The 26394-nt window shown below is 67.7% G+C and carries 26 protein-coding genes, 2 pseudogenes and 1 other annotated feature; of the genes and pseudogenes, 17 read left to right on the top strand and 11 right to left on the bottom strand.

Going from position 1 to position 26394, the window contains the following annotated elements; translation table 11 throughout:
• Window positions 1–41: 41 nt before the first annotated feature.
• Window positions 42–2462, bottom strand: a complete 2421-nt coding sequence (locus tag ACK8HH_RS16790) for a penicillin-binding protein (RefSeq protein WP_045537298.1) — start codon at window positions 2460–2462, stop codon at window positions 42–44.
• 287 nt (window positions 2463–2749) lie between these two features.
• Between ACK8HH_RS16790 and ACK8HH_RS16785 the strand changes: the two genes are divergently transcribed.
• A complete protein-coding gene (locus tag ACK8HH_RS16785; protein ID WP_006897374.1) occupies window positions 2750–3079 on the top strand; it encodes a WhiB family transcriptional regulator in 330 nt (109 codons plus the stop codon).
• A gap of 60 nt (window positions 3080–3139) precedes the next feature.
• Here the strand turns inward: ACK8HH_RS16785 and ACK8HH_RS16780 are convergent, their stop codons facing one another.
• On the bottom strand, window positions 3140–4240 hold the full coding sequence (locus tag ACK8HH_RS16780) for an ArsA family ATPase (RefSeq protein ID WP_222110848.1): 1101 nt from the start codon (window positions 4238–4240) through the stop codon (window positions 3140–3142).
• Window positions 4240–5265, bottom strand: coding sequence for an ArsA family ATPase (locus ACK8HH_RS16775; protein ID WP_006897372.1), 1026 nt, complete (start codon window positions 5263–5265; stop codon window positions 4240–4242). Before ACK8HH_RS16775 ends, ACK8HH_RS16780 begins: the two co-directional genes overlap by 1 nt.
• Before the next feature lie 50 nt (window positions 5266–5315).
• Between ACK8HH_RS16775 and ACK8HH_RS16770 the strand changes: the two genes are divergently transcribed.
• The 4 genes from ACK8HH_RS16770 to ACK8HH_RS16755 are packed head-to-tail and all read left to right on the top strand — an operon-like array spanning window position 5316 to window position 7433.
• On the top strand, window positions 5316–5480 hold the full coding sequence (locus tag ACK8HH_RS16770) for a DUF4177 domain-containing protein (protein WP_006897371.1): 165 nt from the start codon (window positions 5316–5318) through the stop codon (window positions 5478–5480).
• A gap of 3 nt (window positions 5481–5483) precedes the next feature.
• On the top strand, window positions 5484–5957 hold the full coding sequence (locus tag ACK8HH_RS16765) for a RidA family protein (protein ID WP_346074870.1): 474 nt from the start codon (window positions 5484–5486) through the stop codon (window positions 5955–5957).
• Window positions 5954–6568, top strand: coding sequence for a TetR/AcrR family transcriptional regulator (locus ACK8HH_RS16760; RefSeq protein WP_006897369.1), 615 nt, complete (start codon window positions 5954–5956; stop codon window positions 6566–6568). Before ACK8HH_RS16765 ends, ACK8HH_RS16760 begins: the two co-directional genes overlap by 4 nt.
• Window positions 6569–6596: 28 nt before the next feature.
• On the top strand, window positions 6597–7433 hold the full coding sequence (locus ACK8HH_RS16755; RefSeq protein WP_222110851.1) for an MBL fold metallo-hydrolase: 837 nt from the start codon (window positions 6597–6599) through the stop codon (window positions 7431–7433).
• A gap of 88 nt (window positions 7434–7521) precedes the next feature.
• Here the strand turns inward: ACK8HH_RS16755 and ACK8HH_RS16750 are convergent, their stop codons facing one another.
• Both ACK8HH_RS16750 and ACK8HH_RS16745 read right to left on the bottom strand, forming a co-directional pair.
• Window positions 7522–8196, bottom strand: coding sequence for a Crp/Fnr family transcriptional regulator (locus ACK8HH_RS16750; RefSeq protein WP_006897367.1), 675 nt, complete (start codon window positions 8194–8196; stop codon window positions 7522–7524).
• A 149-nt stretch (window positions 8197–8345) separates the two neighbouring features.
• Window positions 8346–8600, bottom strand: coding sequence for a hypothetical protein (locus ACK8HH_RS16745; protein ID WP_006897366.1), 255 nt, complete (start codon window positions 8598–8600; stop codon window positions 8346–8348).
• Window positions 8601–8793: 193 nt separating this feature from the next.
• Here ACK8HH_RS16745 and nth point away from each other — a divergent pair, with 193 nt between their 5' ends.
• Genes nth through ACK8HH_RS16725 form a run of 4 tightly spaced genes read left to right on the top strand, consistent with a single transcriptional unit; the run spans window position 8794 to window position 12186 of the window.
• Window positions 8794–9495, top strand: a complete 702-nt coding sequence (gene nth / locus ACK8HH_RS16740; RefSeq protein ID WP_278127465.1) for an endonuclease III — start codon at window positions 8794–8796, stop codon at window positions 9493–9495.
• A complete protein-coding gene (locus tag ACK8HH_RS16735) occupies window positions 9492–10184 on the top strand; it encodes a TlpA family protein disulfide reductase (protein ID WP_278125334.1) in 693 nt (230 codons plus the stop codon). The genes nth and ACK8HH_RS16735 overlap by 4 nt, the downstream gene beginning before the upstream one ends.
• Window positions 10181–10987: an NUDIX hydrolase gene (locus tag ACK8HH_RS16730; protein WP_039867779.1), complete on the top strand. Its 807-nt coding sequence runs from the start codon at window positions 10181–10183 to the stop codon at window positions 10985–10987. The genes ACK8HH_RS16735 and ACK8HH_RS16730 overlap by 4 nt, the downstream gene beginning before the upstream one ends.
• Window positions 10984–12186 carry a MarP family serine protease gene (locus ACK8HH_RS16725; RefSeq protein ID WP_346074875.1) on the top strand — a complete coding sequence of 401 codons (1203 nt, stop codon included), beginning with the start codon at window positions 10984–10986 and terminating at the stop codon, window positions 12184–12186. The genes ACK8HH_RS16730 and ACK8HH_RS16725 overlap by 4 nt, the downstream gene beginning before the upstream one ends.
• Window positions 12187–12222: 36 nt before the next feature.
• Here ACK8HH_RS16725 and ACK8HH_RS16720 read toward each other — a convergent pair whose 3' ends face one another.
• The 3 genes from ACK8HH_RS16720 to acs all read right to left on the bottom strand — a co-directional run bounded on the left by ACK8HH_RS16720 (window position 12223) and on the right by acs (window position 15755).
• The gene (locus ACK8HH_RS16720) at window positions 12223–13158 is read right to left on the bottom strand and encodes an alpha/beta fold hydrolase (RefSeq protein WP_278125332.1); all 936 of its coding nucleotides are present in this window, start codon (window positions 13156–13158) and stop codon (window positions 12223–12225) included.
• A 15-nt stretch (window positions 13159–13173) separates the two neighbouring features.
• Window positions 13174–13698 carry a phage holin family protein gene (locus ACK8HH_RS16715; protein WP_006897360.1) on the bottom strand — a complete coding sequence of 175 codons (525 nt, stop codon included), beginning with the start codon at window positions 13696–13698 and terminating at the stop codon, window positions 13174–13176.
• A gap of 113 nt (window positions 13699–13811) precedes the next feature.
• Window positions 13812–15755, bottom strand: a complete 1944-nt coding sequence (gene acs, locus ACK8HH_RS16710; protein ID WP_006897359.1) for an acetate--CoA ligase — start codon at window positions 15753–15755, stop codon at window positions 13812–13814.
• Window positions 15756–15964: 209 nt separating this feature from the next.
• Here acs and ACK8HH_RS16705 point away from each other — a divergent pair, with 209 nt between their 5' ends.
• Window positions 15965–16714 (top strand): hypothetical protein, encoded by a 750-nt coding sequence (locus ACK8HH_RS16705; protein WP_045537288.1) that lies wholly within the window; start codon window positions 15965–15967, stop codon window positions 16712–16714.
• A gap of 418 nt (window positions 16715–17132) precedes the next feature.
• Here ACK8HH_RS16705 and ACK8HH_RS16700 read toward each other — a convergent pair whose 3' ends face one another.
• Both ACK8HH_RS16700 and ACK8HH_RS16695 read right to left on the bottom strand, forming a co-directional pair.
• The gene (locus tag ACK8HH_RS16700) at window positions 17133–17951 is read right to left on the bottom strand and encodes an HAD family hydrolase (RefSeq protein ID WP_045537290.1); all 819 of its coding nucleotides are present in this window, start codon (window positions 17949–17951) and stop codon (window positions 17133–17135) included.
• A 293-nt stretch (window positions 17952–18244) separates the two neighbouring features.
• Window positions 18245–18784, bottom strand: a pseudogene (locus tag ACK8HH_RS16695) (IS256 family transposase); the annotation flags it as partial.
• 47 nt (window positions 18785–18831) lie between these two features.
• Between ACK8HH_RS16695 and ACK8HH_RS16690 the strand changes: the two are divergent.
• Window positions 18832–20129 (top strand): IS3 family transposase gene (locus ACK8HH_RS16690; RefSeq protein ID WP_412475370.1). Its coding sequence is split into 2 segments (ribosomal slippage): window positions 18832–19123 and window positions 19123–20129, totalling 1299 coding nucleotides; the frame shifts between segments, so codons are not numbered across the junction.
• Window positions 19110–19259, top strand: a sequence feature (AL1L pseudoknot). (Overlaps the previous gene by 150 nt.)
• Window positions 20130–20161: 32 nt before the next feature.
• Here ACK8HH_RS16690 and ACK8HH_RS16685 read toward each other — a convergent pair.
• A pseudogene (locus ACK8HH_RS16685) lies at window positions 20162–20797 on the bottom strand (IS256 family transposase); the annotation flags it as partial.
• 213 nt (window positions 20798–21010) lie between these two features.
• On the opposite strand from ACK8HH_RS16685, the gene ACK8HH_RS16680 reads away from it, so the two are divergent.
• From ACK8HH_RS16680 to ACK8HH_RS16655, 6 genes are all read left to right on the top strand, one after another.
• A complete protein-coding gene (locus ACK8HH_RS16680; RefSeq protein WP_062366396.1) occupies window positions 21011–21958 on the top strand; it encodes an esterase/lipase family protein in 948 nt (315 codons plus the stop codon).
• Window positions 21959–22026: 68 nt separating this feature from the next.
• The gene (gene ssd, locus ACK8HH_RS16675; RefSeq protein ID WP_375003424.1) at window positions 22027–23070 is read left to right on the top strand and encodes a septum site-determining protein Ssd; all 1044 of its coding nucleotides are present in this window, start codon (window positions 22027–22029) and stop codon (window positions 23068–23070) included.
• A complete protein-coding gene (locus ACK8HH_RS16670; RefSeq protein WP_412475369.1) occupies window positions 23067–24248 on the top strand; it encodes a TadA family conjugal transfer-associated ATPase in 1182 nt (393 codons plus the stop codon). The genes ssd and ACK8HH_RS16670 overlap by 4 nt, the downstream gene beginning before the upstream one ends.
• Window positions 24245–25045, top strand: coding sequence for a type II secretion system F family protein (locus ACK8HH_RS16665; protein WP_412475368.1), 801 nt, complete (start codon window positions 24245–24247; stop codon window positions 25043–25045). Before ACK8HH_RS16670 ends, ACK8HH_RS16665 begins: the two co-directional genes overlap by 4 nt.
• On the top strand, window positions 25042–25608 hold the full coding sequence (locus ACK8HH_RS16660) for a type II secretion system F family protein (protein WP_006898135.1): 567 nt from the start codon (window positions 25042–25044) through the stop codon (window positions 25606–25608). Before ACK8HH_RS16665 ends, ACK8HH_RS16660 begins: the two co-directional genes overlap by 4 nt.
• 100 nt (window positions 25609–25708) lie before the next feature.
• The gene (locus ACK8HH_RS16655; protein ID WP_412475367.1) at window positions 25709–26275 is read left to right on the top strand and encodes a hypothetical protein; all 567 of its coding nucleotides are present in this window, start codon (window positions 25709–25711) and stop codon (window positions 26273–26275) included.
• The last annotated feature ends 119 nt before the right edge of the window (window positions 26276–26394 follow it).

Raw genomic sequence — 26394 nt, 5'->3', positions numbered from 1 at the left:
GGATACGCGCCGAAGACGCCCGCCGACCCCGCGCTGCGCCGTCAGCCGCCGGGCACCTCGATGACCACCGGACCCACTCCCGGCACCTGCACCGTCTTCTCCGCCGGTTTGTCTGACGTGCCGTCGCCGGAGGTCTTGCCGCGGCCGTTGCTCACGTACATCGCGATGGTGCTTCCCGGCATCGCGCTGTCGGAAGGAGCGGTGAAGACGACGGTGCCCTTGGGGCGAGTGCTGTCGACTTCGAGTTCGGTGACCTTGAAACCGGCCTCCTGCAAGCGCGAGGTGGCCTGGCTGGCGGGCAGTCCGCTCACTTGCGGGATGCGTCCGCGGTCACTGCCCGCGACGTACTGCGGATCCACGGGAGGCAGCGCGACCGGACCGAACTTGGTCGCGATCGGTCCGATCGCCGAGAACCACGTCCGTGCCGGCTCGAAGCCGCCGTATAGATTTCCGTCGCCGCACTGGCGCAGCGGCGAGGTGCAGATGCCCGCCGGGTGCGAACCGTCGTTGTAGGTGTAGACGGCGGCGGCGAGGCGGTTGGTGAATCCGAGGAAGGCCGCCGAGCGGTGCGCCTCGGTGGTGCCGGTCTTGCCCGACAGCGGCAGGTTCCAGCCCGCCGCCGAAGCCGCGGCCGCCGACGTGCCGCCGCCCTTGTCGTCCTCGCTCATCGCGTTCGCGAGCGTGTTGGCCAGCCCGGACTCGACGACCTGTTCGCACTTGGGCGGGTTGAACGGGACGTTGACCATCGCGCGCTGTCCGTTCTGGTCGAGCACCGCGTTGCCGTACTGATCGCGCTTGACCTGCTGGATCGACGCGATCGGGTTCGGCGGACACCACGTGCCTCCGGAGGCGAGGGTCGCTGCGACATTGGAGAGTTCGAGCGCGTTCACCGCGAACGGGCCGAGCGTGAACGAGCCGAAATTGCCCTTCTTCACATACTCGGCGAGGCTCTGATCGCCAACACCCGAGGTACCGGGCTCGTTGTACGAGCGCAGTCCGAGCCGCACCGCCATGTCGACCGCGGGCTTCACCCCGACCTGCTGAAGCAGCTGGACGAAGGTGGTGTTCGGCGACGTGGCGAGGGCCTGCGTCACCGACGCCGACGGCGGATACGCGCCGGCGTTCTTGACGCAGTACGCGTTCACCGGACAACCGAACGCACCGTTGCTGTCGCCCATGCCGTACACCGCGACGCTCGACGGGATCGGCAGCACGCTGCCCGTGCCCAACCCCTTCTCCATCGCCGCGGCCGTGGTGAACAGCTTGAAGATCGAGCCGGCGCCGTCGCCGACGAGAGAGAAGGGCTGCGGTTGAACTGTCTCATCGCGTTTGGCGTCGAGGCCGTAATTGCGGCTCGAGGCCATCGCCAGCACGTCGTGAGAGTCCTTGCCGGGAGCGACGATGCTCATCACGGTCGCGATGCCGTCGGTGTCCGGAGCGGTGTGCTGCTGCGCGGACCGCACCGCATCGGCCTGGACCTCGGGATTCAGGGTGGTTCGGATGAGGTAACCGCCCCGCATCACCTGTGCGCGCGGGATGCCGTTGTCGGCCAGGTACTGCAGGACATAGTCGCAGAAGAAGCCGTTGTTGTGCGCGGAGATGCATCCCTGCACGGGGGTCTTCGGCGCGGGCACCACGCCGAGCGGCTTCTTCTTCGCCGCCTCAAGTTCGGCGCGACGTTCGGGGAAGTTCTCGATCATGGTGTCGAGCACGGTGTTCCGCCGCGCCATGGTGGCCTGCGGATCGGTGTACGGGTTCAGCCCGGAGCTCGACTGGACCATGCCGGCGAGCATGGCCGCCTGTTCCACCGTCAGCTCCTTCGCGGAGTGACCGAAGTACGTCTGGGCCGCGGCCTCCACACCGTAGGCGTTGTTGCCGAACGGTACGACGTTCAGGTAGCGGGTCACGATCTGCTTCTTCGCGTCCTGCTTCGCGGCGGCGTCGTCGAGTCCCTTCTCCCGCTTGGCCTGATCGGTGAGCGTCTGCTCCAGAGTCAGGGCCATCCGCACCTCCCGCAGTTTGCGCGCGGGTGTCGTCTCCGTGGCCGCTTCGCGCTCGGCCTCGGTCCGGGCCAGAACCAGCAGTTGGTAGTTCTTGATGTACTGCTGATCGAGCGTCGAGGCACCCTGTTGCACCTCACCCGACGACGAGTTCTTCAGGGCCGCACGGATGGTGCCCTTCCAGTCGACGCCGTCGTGTTCGAGGAAACGCCGGTCCTCGATCGAGATGATCGCCCGGATCATGTCCTGCGAGATGTCGTTGTATCCGACCTGGTAGCGGTACTGGTCGTAGAGGAGCGCAATCGGTGTGCCGTTCGCGTCGGTCACCGTGGTGACTTCGGGGACGGTTCCGCCCAGCAGCTCGGACGACGAGTTCTCCATCGTGGCGGCTGCCCGGTTCGAGAGCACGCCCATTCCGGTGGCGACGGGGAACAGGAGTCCGGCCACGAGGACCGCGGCCATCACGACGGCGACGGCCAGGCCTGCGAGGTTCGAAGTCTTGCGCACGATGGCCAGGATACGTGTGATTCGCCGCGGGGCGCCGTATCCACCTGCGCGGATGTCGGCCCGACCTGCGTCGAACTCAGGACCATAGCCCACCGACTTGCGTTGCATCGGCCGCCTCAATAGATTGGAAACGTGAGTTACCTAACAAAGAAACTCATTGGTAGGTACGAATCACAGCAGGATCTTATGCATGCGCTCAACCAGGGGCATGTCGATGGGTTTGTGAAAGGCGGGATTGCGCAATGACTCTGGCGCCGTTGACCACCGTTGACTCAGAGGCTCGACTGGCTTGGGTTTCCCAGGCGCGTTGTCGTGGAGGTGACCCGGACGATCTGTTCGTCCGCGGAGCTGCTCAGAGGAAGGCTGCGACCATCTGCAGACACTGTCCGGTGCAACTCGAGTGCGGTGCGGATGCGCTCGACAATCGCGTCGAGTTCGGCGTCTGGGGCGGAATGACCGAGCGGCAGCGTCGCGCGCTGCTCCGTCAGCATCCCGAAGTGACGTCGTGGGCGGCGTTCTTCGAAGCGCAGCGCCGACGACAGCGTCTCGGCGCAGTTCCCGACCAGAACTGAACGACGAGGAGCCCGGCACGCGCCGGGCTCCTCGTCGTCTGGGGCTGTGCGGTCCTTCGGTCAGCCGCGGCTGGTGATCTGTTCGGCGACTGCGCGCAGGGCCGACATGTCGGCCACCTCGAAGGGCAGCGCCGGCACACCCACCAGCGGAACGCTCGGGTGCGACGAGGTGAACCGCTGAAGCAGGCGCACCTCGCGCTTGGCGGTGGCGGCGCGCTCGGTGTGCACTTTCAGCACGCCGCGCGTCAGTTCATCGTCCATGCCGGTCATCGCGGTCTCGGCCGCAGCGGCCGTCATGGAGGTGAGGGTCGGGTGGGTCCGGTTCACGATCAGGCCGGTGAGCGGCATCGAGTCCTTCGACAGCCGTTCGACGAAGAACGAGGCCTCGCGCAGCGCATCGGGCTCGGGGGCGGCCACCACGACGAACTCGGTTCCGGGCTGCTTGAGCAGTTCGTAGGTGCGGTTGGCGCGCTCTTGGAATCCGCCGAACATCGAGTCGAGGGACTGTACGAAGGTCGCCACATCGCGCAGGATCTCCCCGCCGACGATCGTGGAGATGCCTCGCATCGCCAGGCTCATCGCCCCGGTCAGCACGCGGCCGACGCCGCGACCGCCGCCGACGAGCATGCGCATCAGTCGACCGGACAGGAACGAGCCGAGGCGCTGGGGGGCGTCCAGGAAGTCGAGCGCATTCCGGGAGGGCGGCGTGTCGACGATGATCAGATCCCACCGCTGCTCGTCGAGGAGTCGGCTCAGCTTCTCCATCGCCATGTACTCCTGCGTGCCCGAGAACGACGACGCCACTGTCTGATAGAAGCTGTTGTTCATGATCGACTCGGCGCGCTCCGGCGTCGAGTGTTCGATCACCATGTCGTCGAAGGTGCGCCGCATGTCGAGCATCATCGCGTCGAGACTGCCCGCGCCGTCGACCCTGTCGAGGGGAACCGGCTGCGGTTCGTTGGTCAGCTCCGACATTCCCAGCGACTGGGCGAGGCGACGTGCCGGATCGATGGTCAGAACCGCCACTCTGCGGCCGCGCTCGGCGGCGTGCAGGGCCATCGCCGCGGCGGTCGTCGTCTTGCCGACGCCGCCCGACCCACAGCACACCACGACGCGGGTTCCAGGGTCGGCCAGGACCGCGCCCATCTTCAGGTCGGGCATTACGCTCCAGCCTCCTTGAGCACGGCGGACAGTTCGTACAGGGCGCCGAGGTCGACACCGTTCTCCACGGTCGGCAGTTCCACCTGCGCGGCGTCGACGTCGTCGAGTTCGGCGCGCGCGATCTGCTGCGCCTGAAGCCGTGCCGCGTAGTCGATGGTCTCGGTCAGCAGACCGGCCAGATCGTCGTCGGACAGGTGAACGCCGGCCTCCGCCAGGCTCTTCTCGATCCGCGCCGAGTCGATGCGGCCCTCGGCGATGGCGTCCGCCTCGGCTTCGGGAAGATAGGACGGGTTGACGCGATTGACGACGATGGCGCCGATGTTGAGGTTCTTGGCACGCAGTTCGGCGACTGCCTCGATGGTCTCCTGCACCGGCATGGCTTCCAGGAGGGTGCATAGGTGTATCGCGGTCTCCGGCGAATGCAGCAGTGCCGCAACACCTTCGGACTGATTCCGAATGGGGCCGCTCTTCGCCAGATCGCGCATCGCGGTGGTCACGTCGAGGAAGTTGCCGATTCGGCCGGTCGGAGGTGAGTCGACGACGATCGCGTCGTAGGTCCGCGCGCCGTTCTTGTCCGTGGCGATGACGCGTTCCTTGATCTTGCCGGTCACCAGGACGTCCTTGAGTCCGGGGGCGACGGTCGTGACGAAGTCGATCGCGCCGACCTTCTTGATCGCCCGCCCGGCGAAGCCGAGGTTGTAGAACATCTCCAGATACTCCAGCAGGGCGTGCTCGATCTGAAGTGCGAGCGCCCACACCGAGCCACCGCCGTCCATCCCGACCAGTTGAGTGTCGGTGGGCGGAAGCGGGGGGACGTCGAAGAGCTGGGCGATGGCCTGCCGTTCCTCGCACTCGACGAGCAGGACCTTCTTACCCTCGGAGGCGAGGGTGAGTGCCAGCGCTGAGGCCACCGTCGTCTTTCCGGTGCCGCCCTTGCCGGACACGAAATGCAGACGCGCGCTCGCCGCCTGCGCCGGCCACGCCCCGGGACCGTCCTTGCGAACTTCGTTGACCACGCCGATCACCTTATCGACCGTGTCTACTGTGACCGCGGTTAACCGTTAAGGTTGGCACCATGAGTGAAGTCACCGCCTGGGAATACGTCACCGTTCCGCTGCTCACGCATGCGACCAAGCAGATCCTCGACCAGTGGGGCTCGGACGGCTGGGAACTGGTGAGCGTTCTGCCCGGTCCCACCGGAGAACAGCACGTCGCATACCTCAAGCGTCCGAAGGCCTGACCGATGAGCGGGCAGTGGTCGAAGCGCTTGGCGGAACTCGGAATCGATCTTCCGACGGTGGTCGCACCGGTCGGCAGTTACACCCCCGCACTCCGCGTCGGCGATCTCGTGTACACCTCGGGACAGATCCCGGTGGCCGACGGTCAGGTGAGCGTCACGGGGAAGGTGTCCGAGGGCGCGGAAGGTATCGTCACGCCGGAACAGGCGAACGCGGCGGCTCGGCTCTGCGCGCTCAACGCGCTCGCGGCCGTGCACGCCGAAGTCGGCATCGACTCGATCGTCCGGGTGGTCAAGGTGGTCGGATTCGTCGCCTCGGCACCCGGATTCACCGGTCAGCCCGGCGTGATCAATGGAGCGTCGGACCTGCTGGGTGAGATCTTCGGCGAGGCCGGCGTCCACGCGCGGTCGGCCGTCGGGGTCGCCGAACTCCCCCTGGGCGTGCCCGTCGAGGTGGAAATCGTCGTCCAGGTGAAATGACCCGACCGGGGAGCGGTGCCCGGAGGCTGCGGACCAGCGTGCGTCCCGAGGAACAGGAAGCGGTGATCCTGGCGGCGGCGCGCCGCGAGTTCGCGGAGGTCGGAGTGCGGCGGGCCGGCATGGACGCCGTGGCGCGCGCCGCGGGCGTCTCGCGCAGCACGCTGTACCGGCGTTTCCCGAACAAGGACGCATTGCTCGCGAAGGTCGGCGAGGCGATCGCACTCGCGACCATGCGGCATCTCGCCGCGGCCGTCCGCGGCCTGCCGCCGCGCGAGGCGGTGGTCGAGGCCTTCGTCGAATGCACGCGGATCGTCGACGAGGATCCGCTCGTGCGCCGACTGCTGCTCGACGAGCCGGACGTCGCCGACGTTCTGGTGAGCCAGACCTCCCGTACCGCCGGAGAGTTCCTGGAAGCCTCCGGCGCCGCGGTCGCGGGCACGCTGCGTCGTGCGGGCGCGACCATGCCCGACGACGATCTTCTGCTGGTGTCGGAGCATTTCGTACGCGTCGCGCTGTCGCTCACGCAGATCCGGACCTCGCGTCTGGACATCGCGGACGTCGAGACCGTCCGGGCCTACGCCACGAAGTTCCTGGCACCGGTGGTGTGGTGACGCGGCGGTCGCTCGGTAGGCTCGGTGAATGCCCCTTCATGCCGACGCTTCCGCCGACGACAAGCCGGTCCATCCCGCATACGGCGTAGTGCGTGAGGTGACGCCGTTCGCCTCTGTGCTGCTGTGTCACAATCCCGGCTCGTTCGAACTCGACGGCACGAACACCTGGATCCTGCGAGCGCCGGGTTCGTCGACCGCGGTGGTCGTGGATCCGGGACCGACCAAGCACGGCAAACACGTGCGGGCCGTCGCGGCCGCGGCCGGGGAGGTCGAACTCGTCCTCATCAGCCATCGCCATCACGATCACGTCGGTGCATGCAAGAGGATGCGCAAACTCGTGGGCGCACCGCAGCGGGCCTACTCGGACGAGTACTCGGTGGGCGCCCCGCGGTTGCGGGACCGTGAAGTCATCGAGGCGGCGGGTGTGACCATCACGGTGATGCACACCCCGGGACATACGGCCGACTCCACGAGCTTCCTCGTCGAGTGGGAGGGGCAGCGTGCGATCCTGACCGCCGACACCATTCTCGGTTTCGGCACCACCGTGCTCGATCCGTCGGACGGTTCGCTGAAGGACTACTTCAACTCGCTCAATCGGCTGCTGGTGGAGGCCTCCGACGCGGTCGTGCTGCCCGGACACGGCCCCGACCATCCGGAGCTGGAACCCATTGCGCGCTACTACAAGTCGCATCGCGAGGAACGTCTCGCGCAGATCGTCGCCGCGCTCGACGAACTCGGTGTCTCACCGGAGAAGGCCAAGCCGATGAAGGTGGTCCGGAAGGTCTACTCCGACGTCGATCAGAAGCTCTGGCCGGCCGCGAAGATGTCGGTGAAGACTCAATTGGAGTATCTCCGCACGCTGTGAGCGCGTGCGGCGGAGATCAGGACTGACAAACAGGTCCGAGGGCGAAATGCCCTCGGACCTGTTTGTCGGTACTGATTGTTGCGCTTGCTCAGCGTGCGCGGCGCGCGAGGCGCTCGGAGTCCGCGATCAGGACACTCTTGCCCTCGAGTCGCAGCCATCCGCGCTGTGCGAAGTCGGCGAGCGCCTTGTTGACGGTCTCGCGCGAGGCGCCGACGAGCTGGGCGATCTCTTCCTGCGTGAGGTCGTGCGTGACGCGCAGTGCGCCGCCCTCCTGCGTGCCGAAGCGCTGCGCCAACTGCAAGAGCTGCTTGGCGACGCGACCCGGGACGTCGGTGAAGATCAGGTCGGCGAGGTTGTTGTTGGTGCGGCGCAGGCGACGTGCCAGCACGCGGAGCAACTGCTCGGCGATCTCCGGACGGTCCTTGATCCACTTGCGCAGCGCGTCGCGGTCCATGGTGACCGCGCGGACCTCGGTGACGGTGGTCGCCGACGAGGTGCGGGGGCCGGGGTCGAAGATCGACAGCTCACCGAACATGTCCGACGGACCCATGATGGTCAGCAGGTTCTCGCGACCGTCCGGCGAGCGGCGGCCGAGCTTCACCTTGCCGGACAGGATGATGTAAAGACGGTCGCCGGGTTCGCCCTCGTGGAAGATGACATGACCGCGCGGAAACTCGACCGGCTGAAGTTCCTTCGCGAGAGCTGCGACGGCGGTGGGTTCGACACCCTGGAAAATGCCGGCCCGTGCTAGTACTTCTTCCACCTAAAGAACCTCTCTCAAATGCTTTTGCCGCGTCCAGTGATAAAGACTACGTGAAAGATCATAGATGTTGGATTGATCACTGTTCGCATTAGTAGGCAACTAGCGCGCGTCGTACCTGCGGCTCGGGCCGCCTGCACGCTCACCGGACTTCAGGACGCGCGACTGGATTCCGGTTCGTCTGTTTCCGCGATCGGCTTGCTGCGCCGGCTCCGGAGCTCGTCGAGTGCGGCGGGCAGCCCGTCTTTCGCGAGGTTGCTCACGTCGGTCTCATCCGCGGCTTCCAGGAACTCCTCGACGTGGGCCGGGCCCACTGACAGTCGGTCGAGTCCCGCCTGCACCCTCTCCATCGCGAGTGCGAAGAGCATCAGCACAGCGGGGAAGAGAAGTCCGGCCAGTCCTTGCATGAGGAACAGTAAACACCGGGGCCGTGGGGGTGCCGCAAACCCAGACGGCTCTCGTCACCGAGTTGTGACCTGCGGTTACCCGGGCCGGCGAGGTCAGCCGACCGCGCGGCCGGGGGCACGGCGGCTAACCTGGTCTGTTGTGAGTAGACGCAAGGAGGAGACCAGGCTGGGCCTGGTCCGGCGGGCGCGGCGGATGAACCGAGCGCTGGAGGCGGCCTTCCCGCACGTCTACTGCGAACTGGATTTCACAACGCCGCTGGAACTGTCGGTCGCGACGATCCTGTCGGCACAGTGCACCGACGTGCGCGTGAACCAGGTGACGCCCGCGCTCTTCGCCAGGTACCCGGACGCGCGCGCATATGCCGAGGCCGACCGGACCGAGTTGGAGGAGATGATTCGGTCCACCGGCTTCTATCGGAACAAGGCCAATTCGATCATCGGCCTGGGGCAGGCGCTGGTCTCACGGTTCGGTGGCGAGGTGCCGGCGAATCTCAAGGATCTGGTGAGCCTTCCCGGCTTCGGGCGCAAGACGGCCAACGTCGTCCTGGGCAACGCCTTCGGCGTGCCGGGGATCACCGTCGACACGCATTTCGGCCGGCTGGTCCGGCGCTGGGACTGGACTCGGGAGACCGACCCGGTGAAGGTGGAGCACGCGGTGGGCGCGCTGTTCGAGAAGCGCGACTGGACCGACCTGTCGCATCGCATCATCTTCCACGGTCGGCGCGTCTGCCATGCCCGCAAACCGGCGTGCGGTGTCTGCGTGCTCGCCAAGGACTGTCCCTCCTACGGTGAGGGGCCCACTGACAAGGGCGTGGCGGCGGCACTGGTGAAGGGGCCGGAGACCGAGCATCTGCTCGCCTTGGCCGGAGTCGAGCAGTCGGGAGCGGCTCAGTGAAGATCCTGAAGGAGCCCGCGGCCCGGGCCACGCTGGCGTTCGTCATCGTCGCGGTCGCGCTGATCGTGGCGCTCTGGCCCCGTGGCGGGCCCGATGACACCGCGGACGGCGGCGGGACGACGGCGGCGACCTCCACCTCTGGTGTGACCGATCAGCAGGTGTCCGAGGACGAGCTGAGCAAGGAGCGCGCGGCGGCCGCACTGCAGCCCTGTCCCGACGGCACGGGGCCGGCCGGCCCGCATTCCGTCCTGGCCGGTGTCACGGTTCCGTGCATGGCCACCGGCGCACCCGTGGACCTCGGCGTGACCACGGCGGGAAAGCCTCTGGTCATCAACATGTGGGCGGTGTGGTGTCTGCCCTGCCGTCGTGAGCTGCCGATCTTCGACCAGTTCTCCACGGACGCGGGCGAGAGCCTGAACGTGCTCGCCGTTCACGCAAGCCAGGGCGGCGACAAACCGTACTTCGTCCTGAAATTCCTGCAGGAGGTCGGGGTGCATCTTCCGGTGGTCACCGATCCGAACGGTGCGGTCGCCAAGGCGATCGGGGCGCCCCGGGTGTTCCCGTCGACCGTTCTGATCCGGTCGGACGGCACCGTGGCCGATGTGCTGCCGCGAGTGTTCGATTCGGAGGCGCAGCTCGCACAGGTGGTCCGTGAGAAGCTGGGTGTCGACGTAGGGGGAGCGCAGTGAGCGGAGTTCCGGTGGGGCCGCTCGTGTCCCGGGACCAGATCCCGCCGTGGCTGCGCCCGGTGACCGACGACCCCGAGGTCGTCAACGAGAAGGTGCTCAGCCGAGGCGGCGGTCGGGCACGGCTCGTCGCGGGCCTGCGCGGACACCGTGCCGCGGCCGTTCTGGTGCTCTTCGCCGGGTCGTTCGCCGCCGACCCGCTGGCGGCCGGAGGACTGCCCGCCGACGCGGACGTGCTGCTCACCGAGCGCGCCGCCACCCTGCGGACGCACAGCGGACAGATCGCCTTTCCGGGCGGCAGCCGCGATCCCGGCGACGACTATCCCGTCGGCACCGCGCTGCGAGAGGCGCGGGAGGAGACCGGACTCACCGACGACGGCGTCAAAGTGCTGGCGAATCTGCCCGCCTTCCCGGTGCCGACCGGTTTCGAAGTGCACCCGGTGCTCGCACACTGGGAACGCCCCAGCCACGTGTACGCCGTCGACCACGGTGAGACGGCGAGGGTAACCAGGGTGAACCTGCGCGAACTCCTGGCACCGGAGAACCGCTTCCAGGTGAGCCGGTCGCTCGTGGGAACCACCGTGTACAAGGGCCCGGCGTTTCTCTACGACGGCATGCTGGTCTGGGGATTCACCGGTGGACTGCTGGCGGCGATCAGCGAAGCCGCGGGCTGGGACGTCCCGTGGGACACCGACGACGTGCGCCCACTGGAGCAGATGATCGCCGAGACCGGCGGTCGGCAGGTGTCGGGGTTCTCCGACCCCCGGGACGGCGGCCTCGCCGCCGACGTGAACGGAGATCGATGAGCGGATCGGTGTGGGTCGACCTGGTGATCCTCGTCGTCGCCCTGCTGGCGGCGCTGAGCGGATACCGCCAGGGTGCGGCAGCGTCCGCACTGGCCTTCTTCGGCGTGGTCCTGGGTGCGGTCGCGGGAATTCTGCTGGCTCCCGTCGTCATCGAACGCTTCGACGACGCCCGGCTGAGGCTGTTGATCGGCGTGGTGCTGATCGTCGTGTTCGTCATCATCGGCGAAGTCGCGGGCATGGTCCTCGGCGGTGCGGTGCGCAGCAGTATCCACTCCCCGGGACTGCGGCGCGTGGACAGCTGGATCGGTTCGGTGCTGCAGGTGATCGCCATCGTGATCGCTGCGTGGCTGCTCGCCTTCCCTCTGCGGAGTACGGACCAATTCCGTCTCTCGTCGGCGATCGACGGCTCGAAGGTGATTCAGACGGTCGACAAGGTGGCCCCGCAGTGGGTGCGCGACCTGCCCGACGAGTTCACCGGTCTGGTCGACAGTTCCGGGCTCAAGGAGGTGATCGGGCCGTTCGGGCAGACGCGCGTGGCGAACGTCGGTCCGCCCGACGCGGCTCTGGTCGACCAGCCCACGGTGCGCTCGGCGAAGCGGAGCGTCGTCAAGATCAGCGGTGTGGCCCGCAGTTGCGGTCAGGCGCTGGAGGGCAGTGGATTCGTGGTCTCGCCCGAGCGCGTGATGACCAACGCGCACGTCGTGGCGGGTACCGACACCGTGAGCGTTCAGACGTCGGCGGGCGGCGATTACGAGGCCACCGTCGTCTGGTTCAACCCGCGCAACGACGTCGCGGTCCTGGACGTGCCGGGACTGCGCGCGCCGGCCCTCGAGTTCGCCTCCGGGCAGGCGCAGACGGGCGACGACGCCATCGCTCTCGGCTACCCTGAGAACGGGCCCTTCACGGTCACGCCGCTGCGCGTGCGGAATGTGGTGGAGCTCAACGGGCCGGACATCTATCAGAGCCCGCGCCAGGTGCAGCGCCAGGTGTACACGGTGCGCGGCAACATCCGTTCGGGCAACTCCGGCGGTCCGATGATCTCCACCGACGGCAAAGTCCTCGGCGTGGTCTTCGGCGCCGCAGAGGACCCTACAGAGGACACCGGCTTCGTCCTCACCGCGGAACAGGTTCAGCGCGATCTCGCGGCTTCGGAGCAGAGCGATTCCGAAGCGGCGACGCAGCAATGCGTCTCGGGCTGATCCGGGATCGATCGGACTCTCGAGCGGCGGCGTTCGTCACCGGCCGAGGAGCTGCAGCAGCAGCGCGTTGAACTCCTCGGGTGCTTCCTGGTGTGCGAAGTGCCCGGTGTCGGGAATGATCCGGTAGTCCATGTCGGCTGCCCAGTGGCGGCTCTGGACCATCACCGAGTCGAGGATGTACTCGTCGTCGTGGCCGCGCACGGCGAGGATGGGGATCGGCAGCCGCTTGTCCATGAGATCCATGAAACGCCGGCCGTCGTTGCGGAACTGCGATCGGAACGCCCACCGCCGGTACTCCAGGCTGCAGTGGGCCACGCCGGGGATCTGAATGGCGAGCCGGTTGCGGGCGATCGTCTCGGCGAAGTCGGGGCTCTGCTGCCAAGCCGGTCCGGAGCGTTCCCGGAAGTACTCCTCGATGAAGGCTCCGTCCGCCCGGGTGAGGCGACGCTCGCCCAGGCGAGGCAGCTGGTTGTGCAGGAACAGCGGGAGAAACGCCGACCGCTCCTCGGAGTTGAAGAGAACGCCGCGCTTGAGCGCGCGCGGATGTGGCGACGACAGCACCGCCACCCGTTCGACGACCGCGGGATGCAGTGTGGCCGTGGCCCAGCAGACGAGTCCGCCGTCGGCGTGACCCACCAGCGTGGCGCTCGTGTGGCCGAGTGCGCGCACGAGTGCGTTGGTGTCGCCGGCCAGCGTCCACCCGTCGTATCCGCGGGGTGGCTTGTCGGAGTCGCCGTAGCCGCGCAGGTCGACGGCGACGGCGCGGTAGCCGGCCTCGGTCAGTGCTTCGAGCTGGTGTCGCCACGACCACCAGACTTCGCCGAAGCCGTGCAGCAGCAGCACCAACGGACGGTCGGCCACGAACCGCTGCGTCTCCACGGCATGAAAGCGCAGACCGTTGGCGCGGACGTCGAAGTGCCGCCACGGTCCATCGAAGCGGACCAGGGTCGGGTCCGGAGGAGTGCTCGTCAATCTGGCGGTGATGGATCAGTTGCGCATCGGGTCGCGCGCAGGCGGGATCTGCGGGTGCGCCATACCGCCGGTCGACTCGTGGTGACCGGGGATCACGGTCGCCAGCTCGTTGACCGATTCGATCGTCTTCTCCGGCGCTCGAAGCCGTTTCAGGAACACGTACCCAGCGACTATCAGGGCGATCGAGACCACCAGGAGCACCAGGAAGACGATGCCGAACGCAGCCCAGGTCGGCAGCCAGATGTCGAGCAGGAAGCCGAGGAACACGAAGAAGAACAGGCTCGCGTACAGCAGCAGCACGGCCGCCACGATCATCAGTCCACCGCCGGCGCCGGCCTTCTTGGCCTCGCGGACCAGCTCGGACTTGGCCAGCGCGATCTCGGCGCGGAACAGGGTGGAGGCGCTCGCGGCGGCGTCCTTGACCAGATTGCCGATCGTCGGTTCGCCGCTCGGTCCGAGGTTCGCGTCCGACATGGGGATCGACGGAACGCGGGGAGCGTTGCTCGGTTCACTCGGCCAGGTGTCGGAATTTCCGCTCACGAATACTCCCTTGAAGATCGTTGGTCGGTCTCATGTTGCCATGTCGGGTCGTACCGCGAAACGACACCGCCGACCCGGGCAGGTCGGCGGTGTCGATGCGGACGGTCCGGCGATCAGCTCTTGCGCGACCGGATGGCTTCGAATACGGACGGATCGACGAGGGTGGAGGTGTCGCCCAACTCGCGGCCCTCGGCGACGTCCTTGAGCAGGCGCCGCATGATCTTGCCCGACCGCGTCTTGGGAAGCTCCGGGACGATGTTGATCTCCCGGGGCTTCGCGATCGGCGAGATGTCGACCGACACCTGTTCGCGGAGTTCGGCGATCAGCGAATCGCCGGAGGCGTCGGCGCCCTCCATGAGGATGACGAATGCGACGATGCCCTGACCGGTGGTCTCGTCCGCGGCGCCGATGACGGCGGCCTCGGCCACGGCCGAGTGCGCCACCAGCGCCGATTCCACTTCGGACGTGGAGATGCGGTGCCCCGACACGTTCATGACGTCGTCCACTCGGCCCAGGACCCACAGTGCGTGGTCTTCGTCGTACCGCGCGCCGTCGCCGGCGAAGTACCAGCCCTGCTCGGCGAAGCGCGACCAGTAGGTCTCCTTGAACCGCTCGTCGTCGCCCCAGATGCCGCGCAGCATCCCCGGCCACGGACGGTCGAGAACGAGGTAGCCCTGCTCGCCGTCGGGCACCGGATTGCCGTTGTCGTCCACCACATTGGCGCTGATTCCGGGCAGGGGGCGCATGGCCGATCCCGGCTTGGTCGCGGTGACGCCGGGGAGCGGGGAGATCATGATGCCGCCGGTCTCGGTCTGCCACCAGGTGTCGACGATCGGGCAGCGGCTGCCCCCGATGACCTCGTGATACCAGCGCCAGGCCTCGGGGTTGATCGGCTCGCCGACGCTGCCGAGGAGGCGCAGCGACGAGAGGTCGTGCGCATCGGGGATCTCGCGTCCCCACTTCATGAAAGTGCGGATGAGAGTCGGCGCGATGTAATAGATCGTCACGCCGTACTTCTCGATCACCTGGAAGTGCCGGTGCTCGTTGGGAGTGTTCGGCGTGCCCTCGTAGATCACCTCGGTGGCGCCGTTGGAGAGCGGTCCGTAGACGAGGTAGGTGTGTCCGGTGACCCAGCCGATGTCGGCGCCGCACCAGAAGACGTCGCGGCCCTCCTTGTGGTCGAAGACGTTGTGGAAGGTGTAATTGGCCTGCGTGAGGTAGCCGCCCGACGAGTGGACGATGCCCTTGGGCTTGCCGGTGGTGCCGGAGGTGTAGAGCAGGAAGAGGGGGTGCTCGGCGTCGAAGGCCTCGGGCTCGTGATGGGGTGACGACTCGCCGACCGTGTCGTCCCACCAGACGTCGCGGCCCTCCACCCAGTTCAGGTTCGGGTCGTGGTTGGTGCGCCGCACCACCAGCACCTTCTCGACCGACTTCGCGGCGTCGTCGCCGGTGCCGAGGGCCTCGTCGACGGCTTCCTTGAGCGGTGCCGGCTTGCCGCGTCGGTACTGGCCGTCGGTGGTGATGACGACCTTGGCCTCGGCATCGTCTACTCGCGACCGGAGGGCGGTGGCGGAGAAGCCCGCGAAGACCACCGAGTGGGTCAGGCCGAGCCGGGCGCAGGCGAGCATCGAGACGACGGCCTCGGGAACCATCGGCATGTAGATGGCGACGCGGTCGCCTGCCTGCAGCCCGATGGACGCCAGATAGTTCGCGGCGCGTGAGACCTCGTCCTTGAGCTGGCTGTAGGTGATGTCGCGCGAGTCCCCGGGCTCGCCGACCCAGTGGATGGCGACGCGATCACCCTTGCCCGCGGCGACATGACGGTCGACGCAGTTGTAGGCGACGTTCAGCCTGCCGCCGACGAACCACTTGGCGAACGGGGCGTTGGACCAGTCCAGGACCTCGCCGAATGGAGTGTCCCAGTCGAGGCGGCGTGCCTGCTGCGCCCAGAACTCGAGCGGATCGGCCTCGGCGCGGTCGTACAGCTGGGCCGTCGCATTCGCGTCGGCAGCGAATTCGGGAGACGGCGGGTAGACCTGATTTGCGCTCGAAGACATCGTCGTTTGCCTTTCCTCTGTTCGTTCATCGACTCCGGCCACACGGTGAGACCGGAACGGGTCTGCAGGGCGAAGAGACTTCCATTGTGAAGGTAATCACTACCGTCTGACAGTGTGACGGCGGGACGGTTGCATGCGGGTTGCGAGCGATGAGCGGTCGGTCGTCAGCGGTCGGCGGCGCTCGCGCAGGTGCCGCTACTGTTGAACGCGTGAGTTCAGATCCGTTGTCGCCGCTGCTCGACCTGCCCGGCGTTCGCGAGGCGTCCGACCGGGCCCGCGACGCGGTCAGCGCGGCACATCGTCATCCGATCAACCTGCGGCAGTGGGACAAGACCTCCCGCGAGGCCTCGTGGCGGGCCGGGCGGTCGTCGGCAGCGATCGACGGCGGCACCACGGACATCTCGCGGTCGGATCTCGGTGACCCGATCGCCGCCGGAGCGGTCCGGGTGGCCCAGTCGCTCGACAGCGATGCGATCGATCAGGCAGTCGCGGTGTTCCGGCGCGCGCCCGCCCAGTCGCTGGCCCGCCTGCACACACTCGCCGCCGCCGACCTGCTCGACGATCCGGAGCTGCTCGGCCGTCCCCGCCCCGAGCCGCATATCGCACAGCGTCTCGACCTGCTCGGGCAGTTGATCACCGGGGGCACGTCGGCGCCGGCTCCGGTGCTGGCCGCCGTGGTGCACGGGGAACTGTTGGCGTTGGCACCCTTCACCGAGGCGAACGGAGTGGTCGCGCGCGCCGCGTCGCGACTGGTCTCGGCGATGACCGGGCTCGACCCGCATCTGCTCGGCGTGCCGGAGGTGACCTGGCTCAAGCGTCTCGGTGAGTACCGGGAACTGTCCGCACGCTTCGCTACCGGCGATCCGGAGGCGATCGGTGCGTGGATCGTTCTGTGCTGCGAGGCGATGGAGGCAGGCGGCGCAGAGGCCAGGGCGATCGCCGACGCGGCCCGCGGCTGATCGGCGGCGTCACCGACGGATCGCCGTCAAGAGTAGGAGCCGCACACATATTTGCGGGCGGCCCACCGATCGGATCTCCGATCGGTGCGGCCGCCCGCAAGCACGGGCCCAAGTGACCAGGCGTGCATATGTGGGTTGTGGTATCCGCCTCGGCGAGGGACTGCTGGCATCTCGTCGTGAATCGAACGTCGGGTTGTCGGCCCAAAAGAGATTTCGCGAATGATGCCCGCAATGTCGCAGGCGCACAACACTTGTGCCAATGCGGCGCGCTCCGCGTGGGTGCTTGCCGCCCGTGCTGGGAGCTTGCCGGTCCGGGGGCTTCTGCCCTTCTCTTCCGGGAGAAGCTGGGCCGTCCGGGGCTCCGTAAGTCATTTGTACATGGTGATTCCCATCACATCAAGCCCTTCGTGAAAAATCTTCACGCGGCCTCTGACCTGGCGTTTTTCGAGTGCCGAAGCTGATAGACGATCGCTGCCGCGGCGGCGGCGCCAATCCCCGTGGCGCACAGCGCCGTACGCGTCACTGTGGCCTTGGACGACCACGGCGATGCGGGTAGCGGATTCGGGAAATCGAATATCTCCCAACCGTTCTCGGTCGCGTGGCGACGGAGCGCCCTGTCTGGATTCACCACGGCGGGGTGGCCGACCGCGGTCAGCATCGGCAGATCGGTGCTCGAATCGGAGTACGCGTAACACTCGTCCAGGCGGTAGCCGCGTTCGTCGGCGAGTGACCGCATGGCGATCGCCTTGGCCTCGCCGAAGCAGTAGAACTCGAGTTCTCCCGAGTATCGACCGTCGACCACGCGCATGATGCTCGCCCGGACCACATCGGCACCGAGGAGGCGGCCGATCGGTTCCACCATCTCGATTCCGGAGGCGGAGATGAGCACGATCTCGTGGCCTGCGCGTCTGTGTTGTTCGATCAGGGCTGCGGCCTCGCTGAAGATCGCCGGCCGGACCACCTCCTCGAGTGTCTCGGAGACGATCTCGCGAACCAGGCCGGCGTCCCAGCCGGTGCACATGTCGGTCACATGCTTGCGGAGCCGCTCCACCTGATCGTCGCCGGTGGAGGCGAGCAGGAATTGCAGCTGCGCAACCGCCGACCTCAGCATTGCGCGACGGGTGAGCAGCCCGCCGTCGAAGAAGGGGCGGGTGAATGCGAGGGCGCTGGATCGGGCGATCACCGTCTTGTCGAGGTCGAAGAATGCGGCGATCCGATCCGATGACGTCGAGGTCACAGGCCGAATCCTAGGTGGAATCCGACGCCCGGGGAAGGGCGCCGGGAAGTGTGACGTAGAAAACACTGGAACCAGATAGTTGGTATTGCAATGTTCGCGTCTACGCGTGTAGCTTGTAGTTATCCGGTTCACGCCGGTAGCTTTCAGCCCGACCCCCCGGGGCTGAAACGCTGATGACCCCGGCCTCCTCCCCCCTGGCCGGGGTCGTCCCATTTCTGCGGTCGGATCTTCCGTTCGAACTCCAGGGTTAAAGGCCAGAATGTGTGTACGGTTCGGGCGTGGCGTCGGGTGGTTTACCGGTTTCGGCCTCCCCATCCGTGTTGGATGCCGTTGCCGTCTTCCCAGTTGAAGCCTGTGTCGTAGGCGGCGGGCCCGATCTGCTCGTCCTCGACGGGCGTTTCCTTCGGTCGCTGCGGTGGTGGGTTGTGGTGCTCTTCGCGGACCAGGCTCCACGGATCGTGTGGGTGGGCGGTGAGGCTGTTGAGCTTCCATTCGGCGGCTCGGCGGGCGTGCTCGGTCAGAAGTCCTCGGTGAGCGCGGAACAGGTCTTTGAGACCTTTGTTGGGGCCGCCTTCGAGCGGTGAGGTGGTCCGCGGCAGGGGGTGCTCTTCATCGGTCAGGCGGGGGTCGATCCAGGTGAACAGGTGCTCTTCTGAGATCAGCCGCCGGAACAGTCCTCGGGTCTTGCGTAGGTCGCGGTGGGTGTACCACCAGGTGCTGGTCTCGGCGACGCCCTTCGGGCGCACAGCGTGCGGGCGGGCGTAGGTCCGGTGCCGGAGGAATCGGTCGTGCTTGATTTCCCAGTCGTTGTAGGCCTGAAGCCAGTGAATCGCCCCGGGTCTGATGGAGGCTCTCAATCCTGGGAAGGATGATGAGAGTCATGGCAGGACCGGGGAAGTACAGCGTTGAGCTCCAGCAGCGGGCGACGCGGATGGCGATGGACGCCAGGAAGGACCCCGAGTCCGCTCGTGGGGCGATCAAGCGGGTCGCCGATCAGCTCGGGGTTCATCCCGAAGCGCTTCGGAATTGGGTCCGTCAGGCCGAGATCGACGGCGGTGTTCGGCCGGGTACCACGACCGACGACGCGCAGCGGCTGGCCGAGCTCGAGCGCGAGGTCCGCGAACTGCGTCGGGCGAACGAGATATTGAAGACATCTGCGGCGTTTTTCGCGGCAGCGGAGCTCGACCGCAAGATCAAGTAGAGGTACCCACCGCGGTGCTGGTCGACTATATCGATCAGCACCGCGACCGGTTCGGGGTCGAGCCGATCTGCGCTGTGGTGAAGGACGCCGGCGTGCAGATCGCCCCGAGCACCTACTACGCCGCTAAGAAGCGGCCACCCTCGGCACGTGCGGTACGAGACGCTGAGCTGGTCATCGATATCCGGCATGCTCACAAGGCCAACCTCGGCGTCTATGGCGCCCGCAAGATTCACGCCGAGCTCAACCGCGAGGGCCTCAAGGTCGCCAGGTGCACCGTCGAGCGACTGATGAAGGATGAGGGCCTACGTGGCATCGGTCGGGAGAAGACCCGCAAGACCACCATCGGCGCCGACGCCGAGACCGAACGTCCGGAAGACCTCGTCGACAGGAAGTTCGTCGCCACTGCACCGAACCAGCTGTGGGTGGCCGATCTGACCTACGTCAGAACACACGCCGGGTGGGCCTACGTCGGGTTCGTCCTAGATGTGTTCAGCCGGATGATCGTCGGCTGGCAGGTGTCGACCTCGCTTCGCACTGACCTCGCTTTGGACGCCCTCGACATGGGGCTGTGGGCCCGGCAGCGCGCCGACCAGGACCTCACTGGCCTTATCCACCACAGCGACAGAGGAGTCCAGTATCGAGCGATTCGCTACACCGAGCGGCTCGCCGAGGCCAACGCCGTCGCATCCGTCGGGTCGAAGGGCGACAGCTACGACAACGCCATGGCCGAGGCGCTCAACTCGCTGTTCAAGGCTGAGTGCATCCGCAACCCCGTCATGCGGCCCAAGGGCGGCTGGAAGAACGTCGGTGACATCGAGATCGCGGTCGCTGAATACGTCGACTGGTTCAACCACCGACGGCTTCACGGCGAGATCGGGCTCGTCCCGCCAGCTGAATTCGAGGCCAACCACTGGGCATCACAACCCACGAAGCACTACCGTCAGAATCCGGTCCTCACCGAGGTCGGATCCAACTAACCGAGCCTCCACGAAACCCGGGGCGATTCACAGAGCACGGCCTGCTCGGAATTGCGGATGTTCATCAAAGCGGTTGTCAGAGTGACAATTTCACGGGCAGCATCGAGTCGGGGTTTGAAGGTGTGGTGGCGGCGCACGGTCTGGAAGATGTGGAAGTAGCAGCGCTGGACTCGAGTGGTGGGCCAATCGTCAGCGATCGCGGCGAGCAGGCCGCGGCCACCGTCGATGACCGCGACGTGCGGGGCGGGTTGGCGTTGCAGGATTTGCTGCCAGGCGATCTTCTTCTCGCGGTCGCACCATTGCCAGTCGACGACGTGGGTGCCGTCGAAGGCGATCAGCAGGCACCAGGATTGGAAGTAGGTGCCATCGAGCATCAATACCTGGGCCGGCTCAGTCGGGGGTGCAGGTGGTGGGACTTCGATGTTCCAGCACCAGGAGCGTGATCGGCGGAACGTGCGGGCGCTGATGTGGTCGGGTTGTCGGCCGTGCAGGAGCCAGGTGAGGAACGCGGTGAGTTCGGCTTTGCGGGTGATGTCGGGGCGTTTCTGGGTGCTGGAGGCGCCGCAGTCTTTGCAGCGCCAGCGGGTGCGGCCGGCGCTGGTGGTTCCGTTCTTGACGAGCTTGCGGCCGCATACACCACATGAGGGGGAATTCCGAGAACCTGACACCGAACATGCTTTCAAAGCATGTCCGGCGCACTGTCAGTCGAGGTCAGACACCGGAAACCAGCGTATCTGTACACACATTTTGGCCTTTAACCCGAACTCCACCCAAGCGAGACGAACATCCTCGATTGTCTCACCACGGTGTGGGCGTCGCGGTAGCTTCAGAGACCAGTGCACCCCGGAGGCGGGTGCGTGTCGTCTAGAGTTTGGACCCTCATGAAGCCCTTCGGACGTCTCGTCCTCGCGATCTGCGCGGTGCTGATCGGTGCCACGGCCCTGGTGGCGGCACCTGCTCAAGCCGCCCCCGCCCAGCCCGAGAACTACAACTTCTTCGGCGGAATCCCCTACGAGCTACAGCACCCGGGCGGTTCGTTGCCCGGATCCAACGACTTCCGCTGCAAGCCGACTGCCGCACATCCGCGCCCAGTGGTCCTGGTGCACGGTACCGGCGGAGCACGCACCACCAACTGGGGAGCCTATGTCCCCATGCTCAAGAACCGCGGATACTGCGTCTTCGCACTGACTTACGGCGCCTTGCCGGGCATGCCGTGGCCGCTGACCGCGGTGGGCGGCATGGACCGGATCGAGGTCAGCGCGGGGCAATTGCAGAAATTCGTCGCACGCGTGCTGGCGGCCACCGGCGCGAAGACCGTGGACATCATCGGCCACTCGCAGGGAACCTACATGCCGGAGTACTACGTCAAGTACCTCGGCGGCGCCGACAAGGTGACCAACTACGTCTCCCTCGCGCCCCTGTGGAAGGGGACCGGGTCGGTGAGTCCGTCCATGAATCAGCTCGGTCGGTTGCTCGGCGACGTCCCGATGCCGATGTGCATCGGATGTGGCGGCATGCTTCGCGGATCGTCGATGAACAAGAAGATCTGGCGCGGCGGAAGCCCGTATGTGAAGGGTGTGCACTACACCAACATCATGACCAGGTACGACGAGTTGCTGGTGCCGTACACCGCGGGCTTCGTCCCCGGCCGCCGGGGCGAGTCGGTGGACAACATCGTGGTTCAGGACAGCTGCGCACAGGACTACAGCGACCACCTCGCGATCGCGGGATCCCGCCGGGCGGCGTACCTGGCACTGAACGCGCTGGACCCGGCACACCCGGTCACGGTGCCGTGCGAGTTCGTGCCGCCGTTCACCGGGCAGTCGTAGCGACTGCGCCGCCGGGACCTGTGGACAACGCGATTTCCTGACTCGGCGCCTGCGGGCACGCTCGGAGCATGAGCGATGTGCTGCTGGTCCTGGCTCAGGAGTCTCTCCACGACGATCTCGCGCGGTGCAGTGCGGCCGCCGGCTTCGCGATGGTGGTCGGCGATCCGGCGCGCTGCAGACACCAATGGCTCAGAGCCGCCGCGGTCGTCGCCGACTCGGCGGCTCTCGACGTCCTCGCCGGGCAGGAGTTGCCGCGGCGCGACGGGCTGTTCGCGGTCAGCGGCGCCGGCGACGACGCGCGGCTGTGGCGGTCGGGCCTGGTTCTCGGCGCCGACGGCGGTTTCGTGCTCCCCGAGGAGGAAGCCGAACTGGTCGCAACGCTGTCGCGGGCGCGCGAACCGCGTCGGCATCCGGCGCGTGCGGTCGCGGTGGTGCCGGGGCACGGCGGTGCCGGGGCCAGCACGCTTGCCGCGGCGGTGGCGCTCGTGGCCGCACGGACGACCGGCGTGCTGCTTCTCGACGTCGACCAGGCCGGTGCGGGTGCGGATCTGCTCTTGGGTATCGAATCGGAGCCGGGCCTGCGGTGGTCGGACGTCAACGGGGAGACCGGTTCCATCGGCGGCGCGGCGTTGCGGTCGGCCGTGCCGCGCACGCGCGGTGTGGGGGTTCTCTCCGCCGGTCGCGAGCAGCCCTCGAGTCTGCGCCCGGAGACCGTGCTCGCGGCGCTCGACGCGAGCCGCGGTGCAGGAGACGCGGTGGTGGCCGACGTGGGACGGGAACCGGGGCCGGTCACGGCCGGGATCGTCGACTCCGTCGACCTGACCGTCGTGGTGACCACGGCGACGGTCGCCGCCGTCGCGGCCACCCGCCGCACACTCGACCGTCTGCTCCGTGAGCGCGAACCGCTGCTGCTGGTCCGCGGCCCGTCGCCGAGCGGACTGACCGCCCCTCAGGTCGCCGATGCCGTCGGACTGGAACTGCTCGGCGGTTTCCGAGCCGACGCATCGTTGCCCGGTCGATGCGAGGCGGGCGGGCTCACGCTGCGCCGGTTCTCCCCGCTGACCCGAGCAGCCGAAGCCGTCTGCCGTCGCGCACGAGTGGGTGCCCGGTGACCGGCGTCGACGCCGAGCTGCTCGAACGGGTCCGGCATCGTCTCGCGGCCGAGGCGGGGCCGGGAGCGCCGTCGCCGGGACCGGAGATGATCGCGTGTGCGATCCGTGCTGAGTCCGGCGGGCTGCTCGGCGACACCGACCTGCTCGCGGCGTTGCGTTACCTGCAGACGGAGATGGTCGGCGTCGGACGTCTCGAAGTGCTGCTCGCCGACCCCGCGGTGACGGACGTACTGGTGGTCGGACCGCGGCAGGTGTGGGCCGACCGCGGTGACGGTCCGCAGCTGACCGACGTGGTGTTCGACGACGAGGCGAGCGTGCGCCGCCTGGCCGCGCGGCTGGCGCTCAGCGCGGGCCGGCGGCTCGACGACGCCCAGCCGTGGGTCGACGGCCGGCTCACGGGAGTCGGCCGCAGCGGTTCGCATCTGCGGCTGCACGCCCTCATTCCCCCGCTGGCACCCGACGGAACCTGCATCTCGCTGCGCGTGCTGCGGAGTGCCACACACGATTTCGAGGCGCTCGTCTCGGGCGGCTCGATCGACGCCGAGGTGAGAGACCTGGTCGCAGGCGTGATCGCGGCTCGGCTCGCCTTCTTGGTCGTCGGAGGGACCGGGGCGGGCAAGACCACTGTGCTGGGGAGTCTGCTGGGTCTGGTCGACCCGAGTCAGCGGATCCTGTGCGTGGAAGACGCGCCCGAACTGGAGCCGTGCCACCCGCACGTGGTGCGCCTGGTGGCTCGCGCGGCCAACGTCGAAGGCGTCGGTGAGGTGACGGTCCGGATGCTGGTGCGGCAGGCACTGCGAATGCGACCCGACCGGATCGTCGTCGGGGAGGTCCGGGGCGCCGAGGTGATCGATCTGCTCACCGCGCTCAATACCGGGCACGACGGCTGCGCGGGCACGCTGCACGCTAACTCGATCACCGAGGTCCCCGCCCGGATGGAAGCGCTCGCGGCCCTCGGCGGGATGGCGCGCGAGGCTCTGCACAGCCAACTCGGTCCCGCGATCCAGGTGATCTTCGGAATGGCCAGGACCGCGGGCGGTCGACGGTCGATGACCGAGATCGGAGTGGTGGAACGGGATCGAGCCGGGCTGGTCCGGGTGGTGCCCGCGTGGCGGGCCGGAACCGGTTTCACCGACCGTCGGGAGACTCTCGTGCGGCTCATCGGGAGTCGGTCGTGACCGTGGTTCCGCTGCTCCTCGCGGCAGCGGCCGCCGTCTTGCTGTGGCCGGCGCCGCAGGCTCACCGCAGACTCGAGGAACTCTGCGGTCGTGCCGATCGGGGCTCGCGCCGGCGGACCGACCCCTGGCTGACGGTCTGGGCGCTGCCCGCGGGCGCGCTGATCGTGTTCGGCGTCGCACCCGGTGTCGCCGGGGCGCTGGTGGCCGGTGCGATTACCCGGCAGCGGAGGCAGACGCGACGGGACGCTGCGCGAGATCGCGACATGGGCGAGCTGATCGCCGCGCTCGGAGTGATGGGAGCCGAACTGTCGGTCGGTGCCCCTGTGGTCCAGGCGTGTCGCGCCGCGGCGTCCGACCTGCTGCAGTCCGGGTCGTCCGGACCGGTCGCGGACGAACTGGCCCGGATGGCGGCCCGGGCCGAACTCGGCGGCGATCCGGGACCACCCCCGTCAACCGCGTCGAACCCGGTCCGGCGTCTGGCGCAGGCATGGGCCATGTCGCTCGAGTTCGGGCTGCCCATCGGTGAGGTGCTCGCCGCGCTGCGGTCGGATCTCCTGTCGAGGCAGGACTTCGCCGCGCGGACCAGAGCCGGGCTCGCGGGGCCACGAGCCACCGCGGTGGTTCTCGCAGGTCTGCCGATGCTCGGACTGGTACTCGGACAGGCGATGGGAGCCGATCCGGCTCGAGTGCTGCTGGGCACGGGGACGGGCGGTGTTCTGCTGGTGATCGGCACGCTGCTGGCGGTCGCCGGACTCGCATGGGCCGGGCGGATCACGAATAGGGCGGTGGCGCCGTGAGTGCGGCGCTGGTGCTTCTGGCGGCGGCATTGCTCGCGTGGCCACCGCCCGGGTGGGTGCTCGCCCGGGTCCGGGAGTCCGAGCAGACCGGTGCGGGGGACGAGGCCGGAGGATCGCCGGATCCCTTCGACATCGCAGCGGGCTACGACACGCTGGCGGTGTGCCTCCGGTCCGGACTGCCGCTGGCGACCGCGGCGGCGGTCGCGGCCCGGACGTCGCCGCCGGTGCTGGGCAGGTCGCTCACCAGAGCCGCGGAACTCCTGGCGCTCGGCTCCGATCCGGACCAGGCCTGGGCAGCCGCAGAGTCCGACAGCCCGGAGTTCGCGGAACTCGCGGCGCTGATCAGGAGGGCATCGCGAGCGGGTTCGGCGGTGGCCGACGTGGTTTCGGGATTCGCCGACGGCACACGGCGGCGTGCGGAGAACGCCGCTCTCGAAGCAGCCGAACGTGCGGGAGTCAAGATCAGCGGACCGCTGGGGCTGTGCTTCCTTCCCGCGTTCGTATGTCTGGGCATCGCGCCGGTGGTGATCGGCCTGGCGTCGGGACTCCTCGCGGGCGTGTGACGGAGGCGTGCGCCGGTGCAGGGCGTCCCGGGTCATTCAGACGGCAGAATTCGGTTCTGCCGCTCTTTCCTCTTCCCGCCCGGACGCGCACGCTTCGTACATGGATACACGTGCGGTCACCCGATGGATGGCCGTGGCGGCCGGAGCGGCGCTGCTGGCGGTCGGAGTCGCGTCTTGCGACAACGGCGACCGCGCCGTGCGGCAGAGCGCCCCGTCGACGGTCGTCACGGTCACGAAGTCGGTAGCGCCCGTGACTGACAGTGGGTCGCCCACGGTGACGGTCATGCCGACTGAGTCGACGGAGACGACCGAGGCGGCCACGGAGACCTCTCCCAGGTCGGATCTGTCGAGCTATTACGGGAAGTGGACCGGGCACGGACGGCAGATGACGCTTCAGCCGGATGGGACCGCATTGGTCACCCTGGCCTCCGGCGCCGCGAATGTGGAGAAGTGGACCGCCACGTGGGGAGCGCACGGCAACGGCATCGTCGTCACGCTGGACACCATGACCTGGCACACGGGCGAACCGCTCGGAAACCAGCCCGGCACGTCGTGGACCGCGGTCCTGGCGCAGTCGGCGGAGGACGGTGTCACGGTGCTCCACATGCCCGGGTTCGCCGACTGGTGCTCGACGAGATTCGGCCGGTCGGTGGTGTGCGGGGCGTGACCGGCCGACGTCGGCCCGCGCGCAGTTCTTAGCCGACACGCCCTACCGCCGCCGTCGGAACCGGTCCGGCCTTTCGCGCGTCTAAGTGATGCAGGGTTTCATCGACGAAAGGGGGACGT

It is taken from the genome of Gordonia sp. LUNF6 (genome assembly GCF_047041125.1).
In the GTDB taxonomy this organism is placed as follows: Bacteria; Actinomycetota; Actinomycetes; order Mycobacteriales; family Mycobacteriaceae; genus Gordonia; species Gordonia sihwensis.
The sequence above is the reverse complement of the archived record's forward strand: the minus strand, read 5'-3'. Positions and strand labels throughout refer to the sequence as shown.